The sequence below is a fragment of the Parahoeflea alexandrii genome (genome assembly GCF_027214025.1).
Classification (GTDB): Bacteria; Pseudomonadota; Alphaproteobacteria; order Rhizobiales; family Rhizobiaceae; genus Hoeflea; species Hoeflea alexandrii_A.
Genome location: NZ_JAPWHB010000003.1, coordinates 366,522 through 384,133, shown reverse-complemented (window position 1 = coordinate 384,133; position 17,612 = coordinate 366,522). Strand labels below are relative to the sequence as shown.

Annotated in this window: 19 protein-coding genes and 1 riboswitch; of the genes, 5 read left to right on the top strand and 14 right to left on the bottom strand. The window is 62.9% G+C overall.

Annotated elements, in window-relative coordinates:
• Nucleotides 1–4: 4 nt before the first annotated feature.
• From trmD to ffh, 6 genes are all read right to left on the bottom strand, one after another.
• A complete protein-coding gene (gene trmD / locus O4H62_RS12295) occupies nucleotides 5–694 on the bottom strand; it encodes a tRNA (guanosine(37)-N1)-methyltransferase TrmD (protein WP_269388164.1) in 690 nt (229 codons plus the stop codon).
• The gene (rimM, locus tag O4H62_RS12290; protein ID WP_269388163.1) at nucleotides 691–1,281 is read right to left on the bottom strand and encodes a ribosome maturation factor RimM; all 591 of its coding nucleotides are present in this window, start codon (nucleotides 1,279–1,281) and stop codon (nucleotides 691–693) included. The genes trmD and rimM overlap by 4 nt, the downstream gene beginning before the upstream one ends.
• 156 nt (nucleotides 1,282–1,437) lie before the next feature.
• Nucleotides 1,438–2,217: a hypothetical protein gene (locus tag O4H62_RS12285; protein WP_269388162.1), complete on the bottom strand. Its 780-nt coding sequence runs from the start codon at nucleotides 2,215–2,217 to the stop codon at nucleotides 1,438–1,440.
• Between the two features lie 258 nt (nucleotides 2,218–2,475).
• Nucleotides 2,476–2,874: a 30S ribosomal protein S16 gene (gene rpsP / locus O4H62_RS12280; RefSeq protein ID WP_269388161.1), complete on the bottom strand. Its 399-nt coding sequence runs from the start codon at nucleotides 2,872–2,874 to the stop codon at nucleotides 2,476–2,478.
• A 77-nt stretch (nucleotides 2,875–2,951) separates the two neighbouring features.
• Complete coding sequence (locus O4H62_RS12275) at nucleotides 2,952–3,248, bottom strand: chorismate mutase (RefSeq protein WP_269388160.1); 297 nt, start codon at nucleotides 3,246–3,248, stop codon at nucleotides 2,952–2,954.
• Nucleotides 3,249–3,258: 10 nt separating this feature from the next.
• Nucleotides 3,259–4,833 carry a signal recognition particle protein gene (gene ffh / locus O4H62_RS12270; protein ID WP_269388159.1) on the bottom strand — a complete coding sequence of 525 codons (1,575 nt, stop codon included), beginning with the start codon at nucleotides 4,831–4,833 and terminating at the stop codon, nucleotides 3,259–3,261.
• Between the two features lie 791 nt (nucleotides 4,834–5,624).
• Here ffh and O4H62_RS12265 point away from each other — a divergent pair.
• Entirely contained in the window at nucleotides 5,625–5,897 is a 273-nt protein-coding gene (locus O4H62_RS12265; protein WP_269388158.1) for a hypothetical protein, read from the top strand.
• Between the two features lie 98 nt (nucleotides 5,898–5,995).
• Here the strand turns inward: O4H62_RS12265 and O4H62_RS12260 are convergent, their stop codons facing one another.
• On the bottom strand, nucleotides 5,996–6,388 hold the full coding sequence (locus tag O4H62_RS12260) for a type II toxin-antitoxin system HicB family antitoxin (protein ID WP_269388156.1): 393 nt from the start codon (nucleotides 6,386–6,388) through the stop codon (nucleotides 5,996–5,998).
• A gap of 13 nt (nucleotides 6,389–6,401) precedes the next feature.
• A complete protein-coding gene (locus tag O4H62_RS12255) occupies nucleotides 6,402–6,587 on the bottom strand; it encodes a type II toxin-antitoxin system HicA family toxin (RefSeq protein ID WP_269388154.1) in 186 nt (61 codons plus the stop codon).
• A 224-nt stretch (nucleotides 6,588–6,811) separates the two neighbouring features.
• Here O4H62_RS12255 and O4H62_RS12250 point away from each other — a divergent pair, with 224 nt between their 5' ends.
• Together O4H62_RS12250 and trhA are read left to right on the top strand one after the other, a co-directional pair.
• A complete protein-coding gene (locus O4H62_RS12250) occupies nucleotides 6,812–7,384 on the top strand; it encodes a GNAT family N-acetyltransferase (protein ID WP_269388153.1) in 573 nt (190 codons plus the stop codon).
• Between the two features lie 114 nt (nucleotides 7,385–7,498).
• A complete protein-coding gene (gene trhA / locus O4H62_RS12245) occupies nucleotides 7,499–8,134 on the top strand; it encodes a PAQR family membrane homeostasis protein TrhA (protein ID WP_269388151.1) in 636 nt (211 codons plus the stop codon).
• 147 nt (nucleotides 8,135–8,281) lie between these two features.
• Here the strand turns inward: trhA and O4H62_RS12240 are convergent, their stop codons facing one another.
• From O4H62_RS12240 to O4H62_RS12215, 6 genes are all read right to left on the bottom strand, one after another.
• Nucleotides 8,282–10,048 carry an SLC13 family permease gene (locus O4H62_RS12240; protein ID WP_269388148.1) on the bottom strand — a complete coding sequence of 589 codons (1,767 nt, stop codon included), beginning with the start codon at nucleotides 10,046–10,048 and terminating at the stop codon, nucleotides 8,282–8,284.
• 148 nt (nucleotides 10,049–10,196) lie between these two features.
• Nucleotides 10,197–11,180, bottom strand: coding sequence for an ABC transporter substrate-binding protein (locus O4H62_RS12235; RefSeq protein ID WP_269388147.1), 984 nt, complete (start codon nucleotides 11,178–11,180; stop codon nucleotides 10,197–10,199).
• Entirely contained in the window at nucleotides 11,177–11,932 is a 756-nt protein-coding gene (locus O4H62_RS12230) for an ABC transporter ATP-binding protein (protein WP_269388145.1), read from the bottom strand. The genes O4H62_RS12235 and O4H62_RS12230 overlap by 4 nt, the downstream gene beginning before the upstream one ends.
• Nucleotides 11,929–12,705: an ABC transporter permease gene (locus O4H62_RS12225; RefSeq protein WP_269388595.1), complete on the bottom strand. Its 777-nt coding sequence runs from the start codon at nucleotides 12,703–12,705 to the stop codon at nucleotides 11,929–11,931. Before O4H62_RS12225 ends, O4H62_RS12230 begins: the two co-directional genes overlap by 4 nt.
• Before the next feature lie 61 nt (nucleotides 12,706–12,766).
• Nucleotides 12,767–13,375: a YkoF family thiamine/hydroxymethylpyrimidine-binding protein gene (locus O4H62_RS12220; protein WP_269388144.1), complete on the bottom strand. Its 609-nt coding sequence runs from the start codon at nucleotides 13,373–13,375 to the stop codon at nucleotides 12,767–12,769.
• Nucleotides 13,370–13,483, bottom strand: a riboswitch (TPP riboswitch). Its footprint overlaps the gene before it by 6 nt.
• Before the next feature lie 132 nt (nucleotides 13,484–13,615).
• On the bottom strand, nucleotides 13,616–15,268 hold the full coding sequence (locus O4H62_RS12215) for a histidine kinase N-terminal 7TM domain-containing diguanylate cyclase (protein WP_269388142.1): 1,653 nt from the start codon (nucleotides 15,266–15,268) through the stop codon (nucleotides 13,616–13,618).
• A 333-nt stretch (nucleotides 15,269–15,601) separates the two neighbouring features.
• Here O4H62_RS12215 and blaOXA point away from each other — a divergent pair, with 333 nt between their 5' ends.
• A complete protein-coding gene (gene blaOXA, locus O4H62_RS12210; RefSeq protein WP_430538425.1) occupies nucleotides 15,602–16,423 on the top strand; it encodes a class D beta-lactamase in 822 nt (273 codons plus the stop codon).
• Between the two features lie 147 nt (nucleotides 16,424–16,570).
• Nucleotides 16,571–17,578, top strand: coding sequence for an MBL fold metallo-hydrolase (locus tag O4H62_RS12205; protein WP_269388138.1), 1,008 nt, complete (start codon nucleotides 16,571–16,573; stop codon nucleotides 17,576–17,578).
• Nucleotides 17,579–17,612 lie beyond the last annotated feature (34 nt).

The window sequence follows — 17,612 nt, the reverse complement described above, 5'->3', positions numbered from 1 at the left end:
CTGCTCAGTCCTTCGGGCCGAGCAGGTCCGGGCGCCGTTCGCGCGTCAGCTCCAGCGACTGCGCCTGCCGCCACTCCTCGACCGCCTTGTGATTGCCCGAGGTCAGCACCGCCGGGATCTCGCGGCCCTCGAACACCTGCGGCCTTGTGTAGTGCGGATGCTCGAGCAGCCCGGTCTCGAAGCTTTCATGCGTGCCGGACTGGGCATTGCCCATGACGCCCGGCAGCACCCGGATCACCGCGTCGAGCAGGATCAGCGCCGCGGGTTCGCCGCCCGACAAAACGTAATCGCCGATCGAGATCTCCTCGAGGTTTCGCGCCTCGATCACCCGCTGGTCGACGCCCTCGAAGCGGCCGCAGACGATTACCGCGCCCGGTCCCTCGGCCAGTTCGCGCACCCGCGCCTGGGTCAGCGGACGCCCGCGCGGGCTCATCAGCAATCGCGGCCGCGGGTCGCCCTCGGGACTGACCGCATCGATGGCGCGCGCCAGCACATCGGGCCTGAGCACCATTCCTGCACCGCCGCCCGCCGGCGTGTCATCGACATTGCGGTGCCTGCCGGTGGCATGGTCGCGGATATTGACTGCTTCGATCCCGGCATCGCCGCGCTCCAGCGCCCGGCCGGCCAACGAATGGCCGAGATGGCCCGGAAACATCTCCGGGTAGAGCGTCAGCACGGTGGCGTGGAAGCTCACTTGCGATCCCCTTGGCCGTCCTCGCCGCCTTCGTCTTCCGGGCCATCGTCTTCGCCGGTGTCGATCAGGCCCGCCGCCAGCGGATCGACCAGGATCCGGCCGGCTTCAAGATCGACATTCGGCACGGCTGCCAGCGTGAACGGGATCACCACCGGCTTCCTGCCCTCGTCGCGCAGCTCCAGAAGGTCGCCGCCGCCGAAATCGAGCACGCCCGACACCGTGCCCCAGAACCGCCCGTCGGCGTCCCAGGCTTCCAGCCCCTCGAGATCGGCATGGAAATATTCGCCCTCTTCCAGCTCCTCGTCGTCGAGGCTGGATCGGTCAATGAAGAGGCTCAGCCCCTTCAGCGCCTCCGCCGCATTGCGGTCGTTGACGCCGCGGAACCGCACCACCACGACGGTCTTGGCGAAGCGGTGATCGAGGATCTCGAACCGGCGGCCATCCTCGGTATAGAGCGCGCCGTATTCGGCGATCGCCATCGGGTCCTCGGTGAACGGCTTGACCCGTACTTCGCCGCGGAGGCCCTGCGCCGCGCCGACGATGCCGATGAGGATGGGGTGGGTTAACTTTGCTTGGCCAGTCGACATGATAGCGGGTCCGGATTCCGACAGGGTGGTCCGCGGCCATTGTGGCCGGGACGCGGGTGCGCGCGTCCCGCAGCCTCGCAAGCGGCACGGTTCGAGCGGCTTATAGACGTTTGCCGAGCAAATCAAAAGCCACGGCGCAAGCTGAGCGGTAAAACCTCAACGCGCCCTGCGGCCAAACTGCGCCCGGCCCGCCGCGCGGACCGGGGTCCGGTCGTGCGAAGGCATCGGCGCCTCCACAGGCTGCGGCTTGCGACGGAAGTCAAAGCTGGCCGGGACAAGGGCGAGGCCCGTGAGCAGCGCCAGGAAAAGCACCTGCAGCGCCATCGAGACGACATAGGGAACGGCCTGCAACGTCCAGATCTTGATCAGGAACACGCCGAGGATGCCAAGCCCCGTCCAGGCAGGCCAGCCGATGTCACGCACCCGGGCCAGAACAACCCAGGCAATCGCCAGCATCGAGGCCAGGCCTATCAGGCCGATGGCTGTTACATAAACGGAATTGAGCGTGTTCATTCCTGCGGACAGGGCCATCCCCTGCTGAAGCTGGTTCTGGTTCGGGATCATGGCCAGCCCCGGCTGCCGCAAAGCCCATTCCTGCGCTACGGCCATGTCCAGCTTCTTTGGCGGAGCACGGTCGGAATCGGGAAACGCAGCCTTGTGAGCCTGATATTCCTGCATTCGCCTGGCGTATTCCTTCTCAAGGTGAAGGTTCATGTCCTGCGCCATTTGCTGCATCGCGCCTGGCCCGGTTGCAGCAACAGCGGTCGCGTCGTCTGGCTCGACGTCGGCGACGAGGCGCTGCATGGCGTCTGTGCGGAGACCGCCGATATAGTTTTCGAGCGGCGTCTTGAGGAAATCCGCGGCCAGGATGGCAAGCACAATCAGTGTATAGGAGAGCCGCCCACAGCGCGCGGTTCCAAAAAGAGATCGGGACATGATGACAGCCACCTTCATCCGTTGACAGACCGGGTTGCTCCCTGAATGCACCAAAGCAATGAACATTTTGCTACCCAGGGTATGCAGGGTCTGCAGTTTCGCGCATTGTCAATGTGTTGCCGGCCATGGCTGTCTCGAACGAAAACACCCCCGCAATGATGCGAGGGTGTGACTGCAAGGCTCGATGTGCGACGAAAAAAGGCGCCAGGGCGTCCGTCAGCCTTCCATCCTGGCGGACGGTTCGCTGAAGCCCGGTGCTTATTCCGCGGCGGCTTCTTCGGCCGGTGCTGCAGCGGCTTCGGCTGCGGCGGCTGCGGCATCCTCTTCCTTCTGCTTCTTCTCGGCAGCGCGTTCCTGCGCCTTCTTGCCGGGCTGCGCCTTGTTCGGGTTGTTGCGGGCTTCGCGGGTCATCATGCCGGCTTCAGCCATGAAGCGGGCGACGCGGTCGGTCGGCAGCGCGCCATGGTCGAGCCAGTGCTGGATGCGCTCCTGGTTGAGGCTGACGCGGGTGGCGTCGTCCTTCGACAGCATCGGGTTCCAGTAGCCCAGACGCTCGATGAAGCGGCCGTCGCGCGGGCTGCGCACGTCAGCGACGACAACGTGGTAGTAAGGACGCTTCTTGGAGCCACCACGGGCCAGACGAATTTTCAGTGCCATTTTCTTTTCCTTCGATTTAGCAACTTGGTTGATGGGTTGAACTTCTTCGGACGCCGAAGAGCGTCAGATACGGGTGATCATTTCGCCGCCGCCTGCTTGTGATGCTGGATGACTTCGCGAATGACGAATTCGAGGAACTTCTCGGCAAAATCCGGGTCGAGATCGGCGGATTTGGCCAGATCGCGCAGCCGGGCAACCTGCTCGGCCTCGCGGTTCGGGTCGGACGGCGGCAGGTCGGCCGAGGCCTTGAGCGCGCCGACGGCCTTGGTCACCCGGAACCGCTCGGCGAGGATGTGAATCAGCGCCGCGTCGAAATTGTCGATCGAGCGGCGGAATTCCTTAAGCTGCGCCATGGCTTCAGCGTTTGTGCTCATCTGCCGCCCCTCACTTCTTCTTCGGCAGGCCGGGAAGGCCGCCACCGAGACCGGGCAGCTTCGGGCCGCCCAGACCGGGCAAGCCGCCCGGCAGACCACCGCCGAGACCCGGCATGCCGCCCTTGCCGAGGCCGGCGGCTTCGGCCTGTTTCTGCAGGGCTTCGAGCTGCTTCGGATCCATCTTCGACAGATCCGGCATGCCGCCCATTCCACCCATCCCGCCGGGCAGGCCCATTTTCTGGGCGAGACCGCCCATGGCCGCGCGCATCATGCCGCCGCCCTTGCCCTTGCCGCCCATGGCCTTCATCATGTCGGCCATCTGCCGGTGCATCTTGAGCAGCTTGTTGATCGCCGCCGCATCGGTGCCCGAACCGGCTGCGATGCGCTTCTTGCGCGAATGCTTGAGAAGGTCGGGATTGGCGCGCTCGGCCTTGGTCATCGAGCCGATGATGGCGAGCTGGCGGGCAAACGTCTTGTCGTCCATGCCGGCCGCCGACATCTGGTCCTTCATCTTGCCCATGCCCGGCATCATGCCCATGATCCCGCCCATGCCGCCGAGCTTCTGCATCTGCCTGAGCTGGTCGGCCAGGTCGTTGAGATCGAACTTGCCGGTCTTCATCCGGGCGGCCATCGCCTGGGCCTTCTCGGCGTCGAAATTCTCCGCCGCCTTCTCGACGAGGCTGACGATGTCGCCCATGCCGAGAATACGGTCGGCGACGCGGCGGGGATGGAACTCCTCGAGCGCGTCCATCTTTTCGCCGGTACCGATCAGCTTGATCGGCTTGCCGGTGACCGCGCGCATCGACAGCGCCGCGCCGCCGCGGCCGTCGCCGTCCATGCGGGTCAGCACCAGGCCGGAAATGCCGACGCGCTCGTCGAAATTGCGCGCCAGGTTGACCGCGTCCTGACCGGTCAGCGCATCGGCGACGAGCAGGATCTCGTGCGGGTTGGCGCGCTTCTTGATCTCGGCCATCTCGGCCATCAGCGGCTCGTCAATGTGAGTACGGCCGGCGGTGTCGAGAATGACGACGTCGTGGCCGCCGAGCTTGGCCGCCTGCACCGCGCGCGCGGCGATGTCGGTGGGCGACTGGCCGGCAATGATCGGCAAGGTGGCGACGCCGGTCTGCTCGCCCAGCTGACGTAGCTGCTCCTGCGCAGCCGGACGCCGCGTGTCGAGCGAGGCCATCAGCACTTTTTTGCGGTCGCGCTTTTCAAGCCGTGCGGCGATCTTGGCCGATGTGGTGGTTTTACCGGAGCCCTGCAGGCCGACCATCATGATGACGACGGGGGCGCTCGCATTGAGATCGATGGCGACGCCTTCGTCACCCAAGAGCGCCACCAGCTCGTCATGAACCAGCTTGACCACCATCTGGCCCGGCTTGATCGACTTGACGATCTCCGCGCCGACGGCCTTTTCGCGCACCCGGTCGGTGAAGCCCCGGACCACTTCCAGCGCCACGTCGGCCTCCAGCAGCGCGCGGCGAACCTCGCGCATGGCTTCCGACACATCCTTCTCCGACAGGGCGCCGCGCCCGGTCAGGTTGTTGAGGATGGAGCCAAGCCGGTCCTGGAGAGTGTCAAACATAAGGTCGTCCTGTTTTTGCTGAAGAGGTCTCCAGCCCATATGGGGCGGGCATTACCCAAAGCCAAACAACACCCGAGGGCGCATCGCGCTGTCGGGTGGTGACCTCCGGGATCGATTTACACCACAAGGGGTCCCGGTCGGCGGCTCAGAGTCGTGCTCGTCGCAGATTTGAGCGGGATAAACAGGAAAAGCACGGCGGAGTCAAGATTGGGGGAGAGTTAGTTCAGCCGACCATGTCCAAATTGTCCTGTGCTTTAAAATACGCGACGATGTGATCAAACACCACGCGCGGGGTGCGGCTTGTCCCGCTGACCGTCCGGCGCGACATGGCCGGCGGGTCAGGTTACACATATCTTGCAATCACGCAGGCGACATATGAGAGCGCCCGCACTGGCCGCACTGAACTGTTGAGACTCATCCGGCTCAAGTCGCAATTTCCGGATGCATTGGGCAGCAGAGTTATGAGACATCCAGGCATTTGATATTATGCAGAAGTGAAGAGGTTGCGCAAACAATGGATCACGCTCTTTTTCGTAATAAGATCTGCTTCATCGTGTATGGTCGGTTATTGCTATCATAACTCCGAAATTTGCGCCGAAAAAATGCTCCCAAGTGGACACTGCCTAGGCATAAACTAAATTGTAACTGCAATTTTGATTTTTATAGTCATCTTTTCAAGAGACATGAATGTAGATAATTTAAATTATAAATTGATTTCTATCAAAAACACATTATTGAATAATTGTGACCCCATCTGGACCACTAATTATCAATTGATAAGGAGATTCAAAATGAAAACAACAATTCTTTCTGCCGTATCTGTATTGGTATTATTACTGTCTTCCCAAGCAAACTCAGCGACTATAAATAATTTTCAGTGTCAAAAACTTTACGATAAATGGCAGGGACTCAAGGGTCATAAAGCATTCTATATCACACAAGACGGACAACACTGTGGATATAGCTATGAAGACAAAACAAAGTCAGAGGCAAAAGAGGAAGCTCTCTATTATTGCAATAAAAACAAATCTAAAGGAAAATGCGTCCTTTTTAAAGTCAAATAAATATTGCTCCTCGCATAACAAGACTCTCGAATTGCCTACGGCGCGCATTTAAACCCCTTGCTCACGGCGATGCTGGAGGCAATGAGGAGAGGCGGGGTTCAGCCTGCGATTTCGCGGCGCGCCAGATCGGCGAGGAACGCCGAGCGGGTCAAGCCGCGTTCGCGAGCCGTCGCATCGACTGCGGCCAGCAACCCGGCATCCATGGTAATATTGGCCTTTGTGGTGCGTCCGGAAAGCCGGATCACCGGCACGGCGAGCAGAAACGCGCCGTCCTTGAGGTCGCGTGCCACCTCCGCGTCATCGCGAACCGCTTCCAGCGACCGCGCTTCGGGCAGCGGTTCGCCCTCGAGATGCAGCGCCAGCGCCTCGCTGGCACTGGTGAGCAGATCGTCAAGCTGGTCAGCGGCAGAGAAGCAGCCCGGAACATCGGGGAAATGAACCCCGAACGCGCTGTCCCCTTCCTGATGAACGACACCGATATAATGACGCATGAAAACCTCTTTGTCAGGCAAGCCAGCCAGCCTGCTTGTAAATGGCGCGAACAGTGCCGGTCGGCAGATCCTTCTTCGGATGCGGCACCGTTACGGTCTTGCCGTTCTTCCTGAACTTGTGGTGCGAACCGCTGACCTTGACCAGTTCGAACCCGTCCTTCTCCAGGCGCCGGATGATCTGCCGACTGTTCCGCTCCATCGGAATGACTCCGTTATGCGCATATAAATACGCCTCAATGAGTGGGAAATCAACGTAGATTTACAGTTGGATCAACTCTGCCTTGCAAAGGAGACAGCAACTCGACGGAAAACCTCGATTTTTCCGTGGTCTATTGTTGAGGTCATTTTGGCTTACGCTTGTGACCGCATTTGACCCGAAATAGCGTAATAAAGCGCTATGAGCAGATCAATGGAGTTTCGAAAATGGCAGTGTTGCAAACGAGGCATCTGACGCTCAGCCCTTGCAGCCAGGAAGACCGGGCGGATTTCATCGCTCTTGAGCGTGACCCGGAGGTCATGCGCTTTCTCAATGGGGGATACGCCATCGACCATGAGGAGAGTGATCCAAACGCGGATTTCCTTATGCCGCGGGGAACCGAACAGCATGTTTGGACGGCGCGCCGCACCAGCAATGGTGCCTTCGTCGGGTGGTTCTGCCTATGGCCGGGGGGCGACGGATCCGCCGAGCTCGGCTACCGGCTGCGCCGGGCGGAGTGGGGCAAGGGCCTGGCTCCGGAAGGCGGGTCGGCCCTGATCCGCTGGGGATTCGAAAGCGCCGGCTACGACAGGATCACGGCCACGACAATGGCGGTGAACCAGGCCTCGCGCCGGGTGATGGAGAAGATCGGCATGCATTATGTGCGCACCACCCACGCCGAGTATTCCGATCCCATTCCGGGAGCCGAGCAGGGCGAGGTCTGGTACGAGCTGACGCAATCGGAATGGCGCGCGCCTGTCTTCGAACCCCTTACGGACAGGATTCATGGCCACCCGTGACAATCTGCCATCCCCCGAGACCGGCAACCAACAGGAATTTCCGCCCCGCATTCCTTGATCTTGCCTGCATCTGCGGCAATCATCCGGTGTCGTTGCGCAGATTGAAGGCAAACCATGTATCCCAGCTACACCAGATCAGAGCGCGTTGCCGATGGCAGCATGCATGCCATCGGCGTCACCGGAGCGGTGCTCGGGGCGATCCTGTTGCTGGTCTGGGCGGCGCCTGTTGCCTCGCCCTGGGAGGTGACGGCGATTGCGGTCTATGCGGTCACTCTGATTGCCACCTTCACCGCCTCGGCGTTCTATCACATGACCCCGTGGGAGAGCATCCGGCCAGTGCTGCGCCGGATCGACCATGCGGCGATCTACCTGAAGATTGCCGGCACCTATACGCCGCTGGTGGTGATGATCGGCTCCGGCCTCGCCTATGTCGTGCTTGCCATTGTCTGGGCTCTGGCGATCGTCGGCATGACGCTGAAACTGGTGTTCTGGAGCACGCCCGGCCGTTTCGGCCCCGCGCTCTACCTGATCATGGGCTGGATGAGCGTCGTGCTGGTCTGGTCGTCCTGGGAGGCGTTGCCATTTGGCTATATCGTCGCCGGAGGGCTGCTCTACACCGTCGGTGTGGTGTTCCATGCGTCGAAGAACATGAAGTTCGCCAATGCCATCTGGCATGGATTTGTCGTCGCCGCTTCGGCCTGCTTCTTTGTCGCTATCACCGTTGTGACCACCCAACAGACAGTGGTGTAACCACGTCACTCGGTCCGGATGTAGGCCGCAAGCCCCGAGACAGGCTGCGACGGTGGCCGGTTCTGCCGCTGGCCGGGCTCCCGGATCCCGTTGCGTCCGTTATGGGAGCGCTTGCTCCGTGTCAGGCGAAACGCGTTCGCGCGCCTCTCAGAATGGCCAGACGAGAGCGATCATCGGCACAGCGACGACGATCACGATCACTTCCAGCATCAGCCCCATGCGCCAGTAGTCGCCGAAGCGGTAGTTGCCCGGCCCCATGATGATGGTGTTGTTCTTGTGACCGATGGGGGTGAGGAAGGCGCAGGAGGCGGCCACCGCGACGCCCATCAGGAACGGGTCGGGGCTGGCGCCGATGGAATTGGCGACGCTGACCCCGATGGGCGCGGCGATCAGCGCGGTGGCAACATTGTTGAGGAAATCCGACAAGGTCATGGTGATGACCATCAGCACCATCAGCACGCCCCAGGCCGGCAGGTCCGAGGTGAGCGAGACGATCAGGCCTGCGATCAGCTCGCTGCCGCCGGTCTCTTCCAGCGCGCCTGCGACCGGAATCAGGCAGGCCAAGAGCACGATCACCTTCCATTCGATCAGCGCGTAGAAATCGCGGCCGCTGATGATGCCGAGCAGCAGGTAGGCAACGACGCAGAGCCCGAGCCCGATGGCAAGCGAGGTGATTCCCATCACCGACAGCGCGATCGCAGCAGCGAAGATGCCGATCGCCAAGAACGCCTTGGTCCGCTGCAGCACCTCGAGCCGGCGGTTTTCGAGCGGCAGCACGCCGAGCCACTGGCTGGCGGCGGCGATGTTCTTGTCCGGCCCGATCAACAGCAGCAGATCGCCGGCCTTGATCGGCAGGCGGCTGACCCTTTCGCGGAATCGCTTGCCCTGGCGCGACAGGCCGAGCAGCGTCACGCCGTGACGCTGGATCAGCCGCAGCCCCAGCATGGTGCGCCCGACGACGGAGGCTTCTTCCGGCACGATCGCCTCGACCAGGCTCAGCGACTTGCCCATCAGCCCGCCATGTTCCTCGGTGCCGATGGCGTCGAGGTCGGCCGCGCCCATGAAGGCCTCGATCTGCTTCGGATCGCCCTCCAGCACCAGGAAATCGCCTTCCCTGATCTCGCGCGTCTGCGAGAAACCCGGCAGCCGCTTGCCCTGCCGGGCCAGCCCGAGAATGCTGACATCGTTCTCGTCGGCGACAGGATAAAGCTCGCCCACCGACAGGCCGATCGACTTCGATCCTTCCTTCGCCCGCGCCTCGGCGACGTAAAGCCCGGCGTCACCCTCCAGCGACATCGCGTCGGCCCGCTTGGGAATCAGCCGCCAGCCGATGAAGGCGACATAGGCGATACCGGCGGTCGCCACGGCGATGCCGACCGGGGCGAAATCGAACATCGAATAGGGCGCGCCCAGGACATCCTGCCGGTACTGCGCGATGACGATGTTGGGCGGTGTGCCGATCAACGTGATCATGCCGCCGAGAATGGTGCCGAAGGACAAGGGCATCAGCGTCAGCGACACCGCCCGCTTGGCCTTGCGCGCCGCATCCATGTCGAGCGACATCAAAAGCGCAAGGGCGGCGACATTGTTGATGATCGCCGACAACACCGCGCCGGCCACCGCCATGATGCCGATATGCACCGGAAGCGCCCGGTCCGACTTGGTGACGAAACGGGCGATCATTTCCACGGCGCCGGAATTCATCAGCCCGCGCGAGACGATCAGCACCAGCGCAATGATGACGACCGCGGGGTGACCGAAGCCGTGAAATGCGTCCTCCGGCGCGACCAGGCCGGCCAACACCGTGACCATGAGCGCCACGAAGGCGACGAGATCATAGCGGAACCGCCCCCAGACCAGCATCCCGAACAGGACGACAAGAATTCCAAAAAGCACGATCTGGTCGGTCGTCATGAAATGTACCCTTCCGCGAACTGAACGGACAACTCTCTCGCGGCCTTGGGGTTGCATGGCCCGATGCGACGGTCAACTTTTTTCCCGGAAGCGAATTCCTCACCGCCCGGAGCGACCGCGGCTCCGGGCAGCGCGTGAGCCGCTGTTGTTATCGGGCGAGATATTGGTTGGTGTACCAGCCCGACACGTCCGGCATCGCCTTTTGCACGTCGCCATTGGCGTCACGCAATATGCCTGCCTGGTACAGAAAACCGGCAATCCCGGTAATCAGCTCAGGATCGATCAGGCCCACGGGCTCGTCCGGATCCTTGAGGAACCCGCCCTCGACAAGGGCTTTCATCGACGCCCGCACCAGTTCCGGGTTGGACAGCATGCCGCCGGTTTCCGCGACCAGGATACCGGCGGCCTCATCCGGATGGTCCGCCGCGAAGGCATAGCCCCGCTGCGCCGCCTTGACGAAGGCCCCGGTGGCTTGCTCGTTTGCCGCAAGCCAGGTGGAATTGCCACCCAGGAACGTCGTGTGCTGGTCCGGCACGCCGTAATCCGCGTAAGAGAACCAGCGCTGCGGCCGGCCGAGCAGCACCGAATTGACACCTTCCCAGGTGCTGACTTCAAGGGTGAAATCGACCGAGCCGTTGGCCAGCGCCTCGTAGGCGGAGGTGCCGAGTGTCACCGTGTCGAATCTGCCCTCGCCCCCGTCATGGCGAATGATCGAGGAGATCAGCGCATTTTCCCAGGCGCTGCCGAAGCCGGCATAGATCTTTCCATCGAGATCGGCGGGGCGCTGGATATCCTCGCGCTCGCCGTTGAACACCAGCCGTCCGGTCTCGTGCTGGACCACCGCCATCACCGCGGTCATGTCGGCGCCCATAGAGCGCTGGCTGTGAAAGCTGACGGCACTGAGAATGCCGAACTGGGCCACGCCGGTCGAAACCAGCGTGCCCGACGAGGTGTCGGTGTAGGGCAGGATCTCGACGTCGAGACCCACCTCGTCGAACCAGCCCTTTGCCTTCGCCACATAGAGCCCGACATGGTTGGTGTTGGGCGTCCAGTCGAGCGCCACGGTGAGTCTTTCCGCCGCATGGGCCGGAACGGCCGCGAGCAGGGCCAGCGCAGTCAGAAGATGTTTCATGATCGGTCTCCGGTTTGGGTGAGAAGCGTGTCGAGAAGCTCTGCCTCGAGGCGGACAGCCTCAGGCGAGAGCGTGCGGCCAAGGCGTGGACGCCGGTCCGGCACCTCGAATTCGGCAATGATCCGGGCGGGCCGGGGCGACAGCACATAGATCCGGTCCGACAACGCCACCGCCTCGCGCACATCGTGAGTGACGAGAATTGTGGTCCAGCGGGCGTCCCGCCAGCGGTGCTCGAGCCAGCGCTGCATTTCGGCCCGGGTCAGCGCGTCGAGCGCGCCGAAAGGCTCGTCGAGCAGCTGCACCGGCCGGTCCTGCAAGATGGTGCGCATCAACGCCGCACGCTGGCGCATGCCGCCCGAAAGCTGAGCCGGGTAACGATGTTCGAAGCCGTCCAGTCCGAAGGTTGCAAACAGCGGCCGTACTTTTGCCCGCGCCTCGGCGCGGCCCATGCCCTGGATCTCAAGCCCGAGGATCACGTTGTCGATGATTCGCCGCCAGGGCATCAGCGCGTCGCGCTGCGGCATGAAGGCAAAGGCCCGAGGGCTTCCGTCAAGTGGTGCGCCGCCGACCCGGATCTCTCCGCGACCAGGCGTCAGCGCCCCGGTCAGAAGCCGCAACAGGCTCGACTTGCCGCAGCCGGAAGGCCCGAGGATCGACACGAACTCGCCTTGAGCGACATGCATCGACACATCGTCAAGCACGGGGGTCCCACCGAACGAGAGGCCTATGTTGCTCAGTTCGAGCGCGCTCATCGTCCCGCCCCCGCCTGCCGCCAGCCGAGCACGATCCATTGCATCAGCGCGGTTGCGCCGAACAACGCCAGCGTCAGCGCCGAGCTGATCACCACGGCGGCGAGCATCAGGTCCGGCCGGAAGCTGTTCTTGGCATTGAGAATGACGATGCCGAGCCCCGCGCGGGCGCCGACATATTCGGCGAAGATCGCCGCCACCACCGCATAGGTGATCGAGATCCGTAAGCCGGCAAAGAAATAGGGCATCGCCGAGGGAAGCCGGGCTCGGCGGAAGATGCCTGCCCGCGACGCGCCCATCGAAGCCAGCAGCGCCTCGATCTCCGGTTCGGTGGATTCGTAGCCGTCGACCAGCGCGATCAGCATCGGGAAGAAGGTGACCAGCGCCACCAGCAGGATCTTCGGCGTCAGCCCGAAGCCGAACCACAGCACCACCAGCGGCGCGATCGCCACCAGCGGCAGCGTCTGGCTGATCACGAACACCGGAAACAGCGCCCGCCTGAGCTTTGGGACGAAATCGATCAGCACCGATAGCGTGAAGGCGAGGCTCAGCGAGAAGGCAAAGCCGGTCAGCGTCGCCTGCAGCGTCGGCCATGTGTTGGCCCACAACAGCTCGCGATTATCGGCGATCTGACTGACCACGCGCGACGGCGCCGGCAGCACCAGCGCCGAAATGCCGGACACACGGACGTAGATCTCCCACGCCGCCAGCGCCGCCGCCACGCTGAAAATGGCGGGCAGACCCTGGCGGATGCTGGTGAGAAGGGTGCGAAACATGGCCGGCACACGGCCGAAAGGCCGCGCCGCCGGCGCGCCGGACGATGAACCTGTCATGGTATCAGCCGATCGACGGGCTGTTGGCTGAAACCGTCAGATCGATGGTGACGTGACCGGCGGGCGGGCCGAAGCGGCAGAACGCCTCCTGCAGCGTGGCGAACACCGGTCCGGAATCGCCGGTGAGCCGTGTACAGAAATTCTTCGACCGGTCGAACGTGCCGCTCGATTTAAGAAAATCGATGCAGCCCATGATCTCCGCCATGTGATCGCCGGCGCCCATCACGTAAAGCGAGAACTGCGCCCGCGCCGTCTCGCCGGTCCGGGGCGCCTCGCCAAGCGCGGCAAGTGCTGCCGCCTGCCGCGAGCCGAGCGGCTCGGATGGATTGGCCAGCGCATTGGTCTGGCAGATCGGATCGTCGGGTTCGCCCGGACAGCCGCGCGACAGCGTGGCGCGCAGGACGACGTGGTGCCGGCTGGCAGCAGCCGCCACGTAGAGATCGCGCAACGCCGGAAACAGCACTTCCGGCGGGCCGACGATCAATGTGGAGATGTCGTCGGTCTCGATCCTGAGCCGCTCACGATACGGGTCGAGCGCCGAAAGCGAAGACAGGATCACGTCCACGAACCCGTCGGTCATGGGGTAAAGGGATACTTGCGCGCCTGCGAACATCTTGGTTCCTCCTTGCTACGCTGGCATTATCCAGATCAGCTTCGAGGGTCCGTGGGCTTGGCGCCCGCATCTCAGCCGCGGCTCTACGCGGCACCCCTGTGGTGAGGACTATTCAACAGGCTTTGCATGCAAATGCAAGTGTCTTCTTTTCTCTTCGCGTGGTTTTTCAGAAGGGTTCGAAGCGACAGGACCCGCGTCTTGTCGGCATCAGGCAGTGGACCTGCGCCGGGTCGACCCGACTTACAGCCCGGCCCGGCCCCTGTTTGCGCGGCGGTCGCCTGCCTTGCCGTTTTCGGCAGGCCCTTCCGGGACGATGCCGTCGAGATGCTCGCCCCAGACGATATCCGTGTTGCGCCCGGAGATCTTGGCCCGGTAAAGCGCAACGTCGGCAGCCTTCGTGCACTCGGTAAGCGACGTTCCGGCCTGGGGAGCCAGCGCAATGCCGGCCGAGAAGGACAAGGCGACGTCCTTCAGTTCGGCAATCCGGTGGGTGGCAAGCTCGCGCCGCCAGCGGGCACATCGTTCGAGCGCGGAATCGCGGCTCGTGGCCGGAAGCACGACGAGGAATTCCTCGCCACCGTAACGGAACGCCATTTCCGCGCCTTGCAGGCTGTCGGCGAGGATGGTGGCGAAAGCCGCCAGCGCCTTGTCGCCGACATCGTGGCCATAGCGGTCGTTGACCTGCTTGAAGTAATCGAGATCGACGACGATCAGCGAGACCGGCGCGTCTTCGCTCGCGCTCGAAAGCACGGGCGGGATGACGGTACTGGCGTGGCGGCGGTTGAAAAGCCCGGTCAGGTGATCGTGAAAGGCCTGCTGCTCCAGCTGTTCCTGCAGGCGCAGGTTTTCCTCAAGCCGCAGTTTCAGCACCTGCCCGGCATCCGAGAGGCTTTTCTGCGCGGCTTCCCTGGCAGTAACGTCACGCAGCACCATCATCACGTTGCCCTGCCGGCCCCAGTGCTCGAGTGGCTGGACGGACACTTCGAATATCTTCTCCATGGCGTCGAAGCGAACGGTCGGCTTCCTGGTCTTGCTCGTCGTATCCGTTGCAACGAAATCCATCAGCGGGTGGGAAGGCGGGAGCTTCGTGCCGACGGTTTCTCGGTTGAATCCCGTCAGCTTCTCTGCTGCGGGATTGGTCTCGAGAACCAGGCCGCTCGGCTCGAGCACCACGATCGGGTCCGGCAGAATCGAGAAGATGATGTCCCGGGCGATCGGCGGGGCGATGAACAGCTTTCCGCGATATTGCGCGAAAAGCACGGCGAGCACCGTCGCGCTGAAGGCGAAGGGCGTCGGGTCATCGTTAAAGAGCCGGAACCCGAACAGGTTGAAAGCCGCGTTGCAGGCCCAGGGCACGCATGTTGCGACCAGCAGCGCAACCATTTGATGCCTGTGCAGACGAGAGGCGCGCTTCAATTGGGAGATCGACATCAGGCAGGCAAGCAGGATGCACAGATACATTCCCCCCAACAACACGTAAAACAGCCATCCGTGAGAGAAGGTCGGCCGATCTTCGTTGATGACGCCGGTATAGATCCAGTGATGATAGCCATCCGTCAGGGCGGCAAGGCCCGCGAGCGCACTGATCGACAGAATGATGGTGATCGGCAGGCGTCTGGTGACCTGGCTGAAGCCTGCGTGGTCAAGAAAGCCTGCCGACCAGAACAGCGGCGTGGCAATGATGCCGAACCAGGCGAGCCGGCTGAACAGGATCTTGTCAGGCAGGTCTACACTGTTGAGGCGAAGCACGACCATGGCGATCCACCAGATCGACGCCACGGCTGACAACCCGAAGGCGATCCGCCCCGGCGCTTCCGGCGAGGTGACGATTCGTCCGACCACAAGAATCGCGAGTATCGCGATCACAAGCAGGATCGGGGTCGAAAAGCTCATTGTCAGTCCTTCAAATAACACGGCGGAGCGGGCTTACTACGCGCTGTCCCGGTATTCCTGATGTATCAATACGCAAGTTTTCCTAATGAAGTTTTGCGATGCGGTGCAATATCTTGCCAGCCGCCGGTTTCGGCGGGGGAAACCGCGCGACAGCGTCGCCCTGAGCAACAACTGATGCCCTGTGGCGGCGGCGCCTGCGATCCGTTTTGCATGCAAATGCACGTTCTTTATTCTCTTCGGATGTATTTTCAGCTGCCTTGAAACTGCAAGGAGCAATGGGCAGGCCCGCGGCCCAAGGCGGCATCCAGGCTCGCAGATCCCGGTTTTTGGTGTATGACGGACCCCATGAAACACCTTGTCCCGACCTTGATCATTGTTTTCATGCTGAGCGTCGCACCCGCCAGCGCCCGGACCATCTGCACAATAATCGCCGATGCGGCCAGCGGTGAGGTGCTGCTCGAAGAAGGCGATTGCCGCTCCCGGGTCACCCCGGCATCGACTTTCAAGATCGCCCTGAGCCTGATCGGCTACGACACCGGCTTCCTGACCGGGCTGACCACACCGGTTCTGCCGTTCAGAGAGGGATATCCCGATTGGGGCGGCAGCAACTGGACACAGCCGACCAATCCCGAGCGCTGGATGAAATATTCGGTCGTCTGGTACTCGCAGCAGATCACCGCAGCACTCGGCGCCGACAGGATCGAGCGCTATCTGACGGCCTTCGGCTATGGCAATGCCGATTTTGCCGGCGACCCGGGCCGCAACAACGGGCTTGAACGAGCCTGGATCAGTTCCTCGCTGAAGATCGCACCGGCGGAACAGGTGGCGTTCCTGCGAAATCTGGTCGATCGCAGCCTGCCTGTGGCGCCTGACGCCATCGACAGGACCATGGCTGTCGTTGAAACGACTGCGGTTGGCAATGGATGGGTGGTTGCCGGCAAGACCGGCGCTGCCTATCCGCGGATGGCGGACGGGTCGTTTGACCGGGCGCGAGGCTGGGGCTGGTTTGCCGGCTGGGCTAACAAGGGCAACCGGACCTTGGTGTTCGCGCGGCTCAACCAGGATGAAAAGCGCGAGAAAGGCTCCGCCGGAATCAGGAACAAGAGGGCATTCCTGAAGCAATGGCCGCAACTGGCCTCGGCCATGCGCTGGTGACCGCGCGACGGCATTCCGGGGCGCTTTGCCTGGCCCCACTCTTGATCACCCCTGTCCTGGCCCCATATCTCCCCCATGAAACGCCGCTCCTTTATCAAGTTTTCAGCGCTCGCCGCCCTGTTCGGCCTCGGCGCATCGGGGACCGCCATGGCCGTCGCACGCAATTCCAATCCGTATCATTCCGGTCCGGTCAGTGATCATTTTGACGGAGTGCGGTTCTTCAATCCCGACGGTGCCGTGCCCAAGGGATTTTCCGACCTGCTAAGATGGAAATTCGGCGGCAAGCAGGCAAGCTGGCCGAAATTGGTCAAGAGCCCGTTCGCACCGGCCCGTCCCGAGCCGCGGATCGAGGGCGACCGCCTGCGCATCACCATGGTCGGCCACGCCACCATGCTGATCCAGACCGCCGGGCTCAATATCCTCACCGATCCGGTCTGGTCCGATCGTGCCAGCCCGCTCTCCTTTGCCGGGCCGAAGCGCGTCACCGCGCCCGGCATCGCCTTCGAGGACCTGCCCGACATCGATCTGGTTCTGCTCAGCCACAATCATTACGACCATCTCGACCTCGTCACCCTGGCCCGGCTGCAGTTGGCGCACGATCCGCTGGTGATCACCCCGCTCGGCAACGACACCATCATCAAGGCGCATGTTCCCACCATGCGCATCATGACCGGCGACTGGGGCGATTCCATCGAGTCCGGCCCGGCCACCATCCATTTCGAGCCCTGCCACCACTGGTCGGCGCGCGGCATGAACGACCGCTCGATGGCGCTGTGGGCCGCCTTCGTGCTCGAGACCCCCGGCGGCAAGATCCTGCATATCGGCGACACCGGCTTCGACAAGGGCCGGCCCTACACCAACGCCCGCGAACGCCACGGCAGGTTCCGCGCCGCGATCCTGCCGGTCGGCGCCTACGAGCCGCGCTGGTTCATGAAGGACCAGCACCAGAACCCGGACGAGGCGATCGACGGCTTCCTGATGTCGGGCGCCGACTATGCGCTCGGCCATCACTGGGGCACCTTCCAGCTCACCGACGAGGGCCGCGATGCGCCCGCCGAAGTGCTGCAGGCCCGGCTCGCCGAAAAGGGCGTTTCCAGGGACCGGTTCCGGCCGCTGCATGTCGGCGAGGCCTGGGAACCTCCGCTGACGGCCTGACCGGCGCCACGGTCACGCACAGACTGGTAATCCC

Coding starts and splice junctions, on each gene's coding strand:
- rimM (WP_269388163.1), bottom strand. CDS start 1,281: ATGTCGACTGGCCAAGCAAAGTTAACCCACCCCATCCTCATCGGCATC.
- O4H62_RS12285 (WP_269388162.1), bottom strand. CDS start 2,217: ATGTCCCGATCTCTTTTTGGAACCGCGCGCTGTGGGCGGCTCTCCTAT.
- rpsP (WP_269388161.1), bottom strand. CDS start 2,874: ATGGCACTGAAAATTCGTCTGGCCCGTGGTGGCTCCAAGAAGCGTCCT.
- O4H62_RS12275 (WP_269388160.1), bottom strand. CDS start 3,248: ATGAGCACAAACGCTGAAGCCATGGCGCAGCTTAAGGAATTCCGCCGC.
- ffh (WP_269388159.1), bottom strand. CDS start 4,833: ATGTTTGACACTCTCCAGGACCGGCTTGGCTCCATCCTCAACAACCTG.
- O4H62_RS12265 (WP_269388158.1), top strand. CDS start 5,625: ATGAAAACAACAATTCTTTCTGCCGTATCTGTATTGGTATTATTACTG.
- O4H62_RS12260 (WP_269388156.1), bottom strand. CDS start 6,388: ATGCGTCATTATATCGGTGTCGTTCATCAGGAAGGGGACAGCGCGTTC.
- O4H62_RS12255 (WP_269388154.1), bottom strand. CDS start 6,587: ATGGAGCGGAACAGTCGGCAGATCATCCGGCGCCTGGAGAAGGACGGG.
- O4H62_RS12250 (WP_269388153.1), top strand. CDS start 6,812: ATGGCAGTGTTGCAAACGAGGCATCTGACGCTCAGCCCTTGCAGCCAG.
- trhA (WP_269388151.1), top strand. CDS start 7,499: ATGTATCCCAGCTACACCAGATCAGAGCGCGTTGCCGATGGCAGCATG.
- O4H62_RS12240 (WP_269388148.1), bottom strand. CDS start 10,048: ATGACGACCGACCAGATCGTGCTTTTTGGAATTCTTGTCGTCCTGTTC.
- O4H62_RS12235 (WP_269388147.1), bottom strand. CDS start 11,180: ATGAAACATCTTCTGACTGCGCTGGCCCTGCTCGCGGCCGTTCCGGCC.
- O4H62_RS12230 (WP_269388145.1), bottom strand. CDS start 11,932: ATGAGCGCGCTCGAACTGAGCAACATAGGCCTCTCGTTCGGTGGGACC.
- O4H62_RS12225 (WP_269388595.1), bottom strand. CDS start 12,705: ATGTTTCGCACCCTTCTCACCAGCATCCGCCAGGGTCTGCCCGCCATT.
- O4H62_RS12220 (WP_269388144.1), bottom strand. CDS start 13,375: ATGTTCGCAGGCGCGCAAGTATCCCTTTACCCCATGACCGACGGGTTC.
- O4H62_RS12215 (WP_269388142.1), bottom strand. CDS start 15,268: ATGAGCTTTTCGACCCCGATCCTGCTTGTGATCGCGATACTCGCGATT.
- blaOXA (WP_430538425.1), top strand. CDS start 15,602: ATGACGGACCCCATGAAACACCTTGTCCCGACCTTGATCATTGTTTTC.
- O4H62_RS12205 (WP_269388138.1), top strand. CDS start 16,571: ATGGCCGTCGCACGCAATTCCAATCCGTATCATTCCGGTCCGGTCAGT.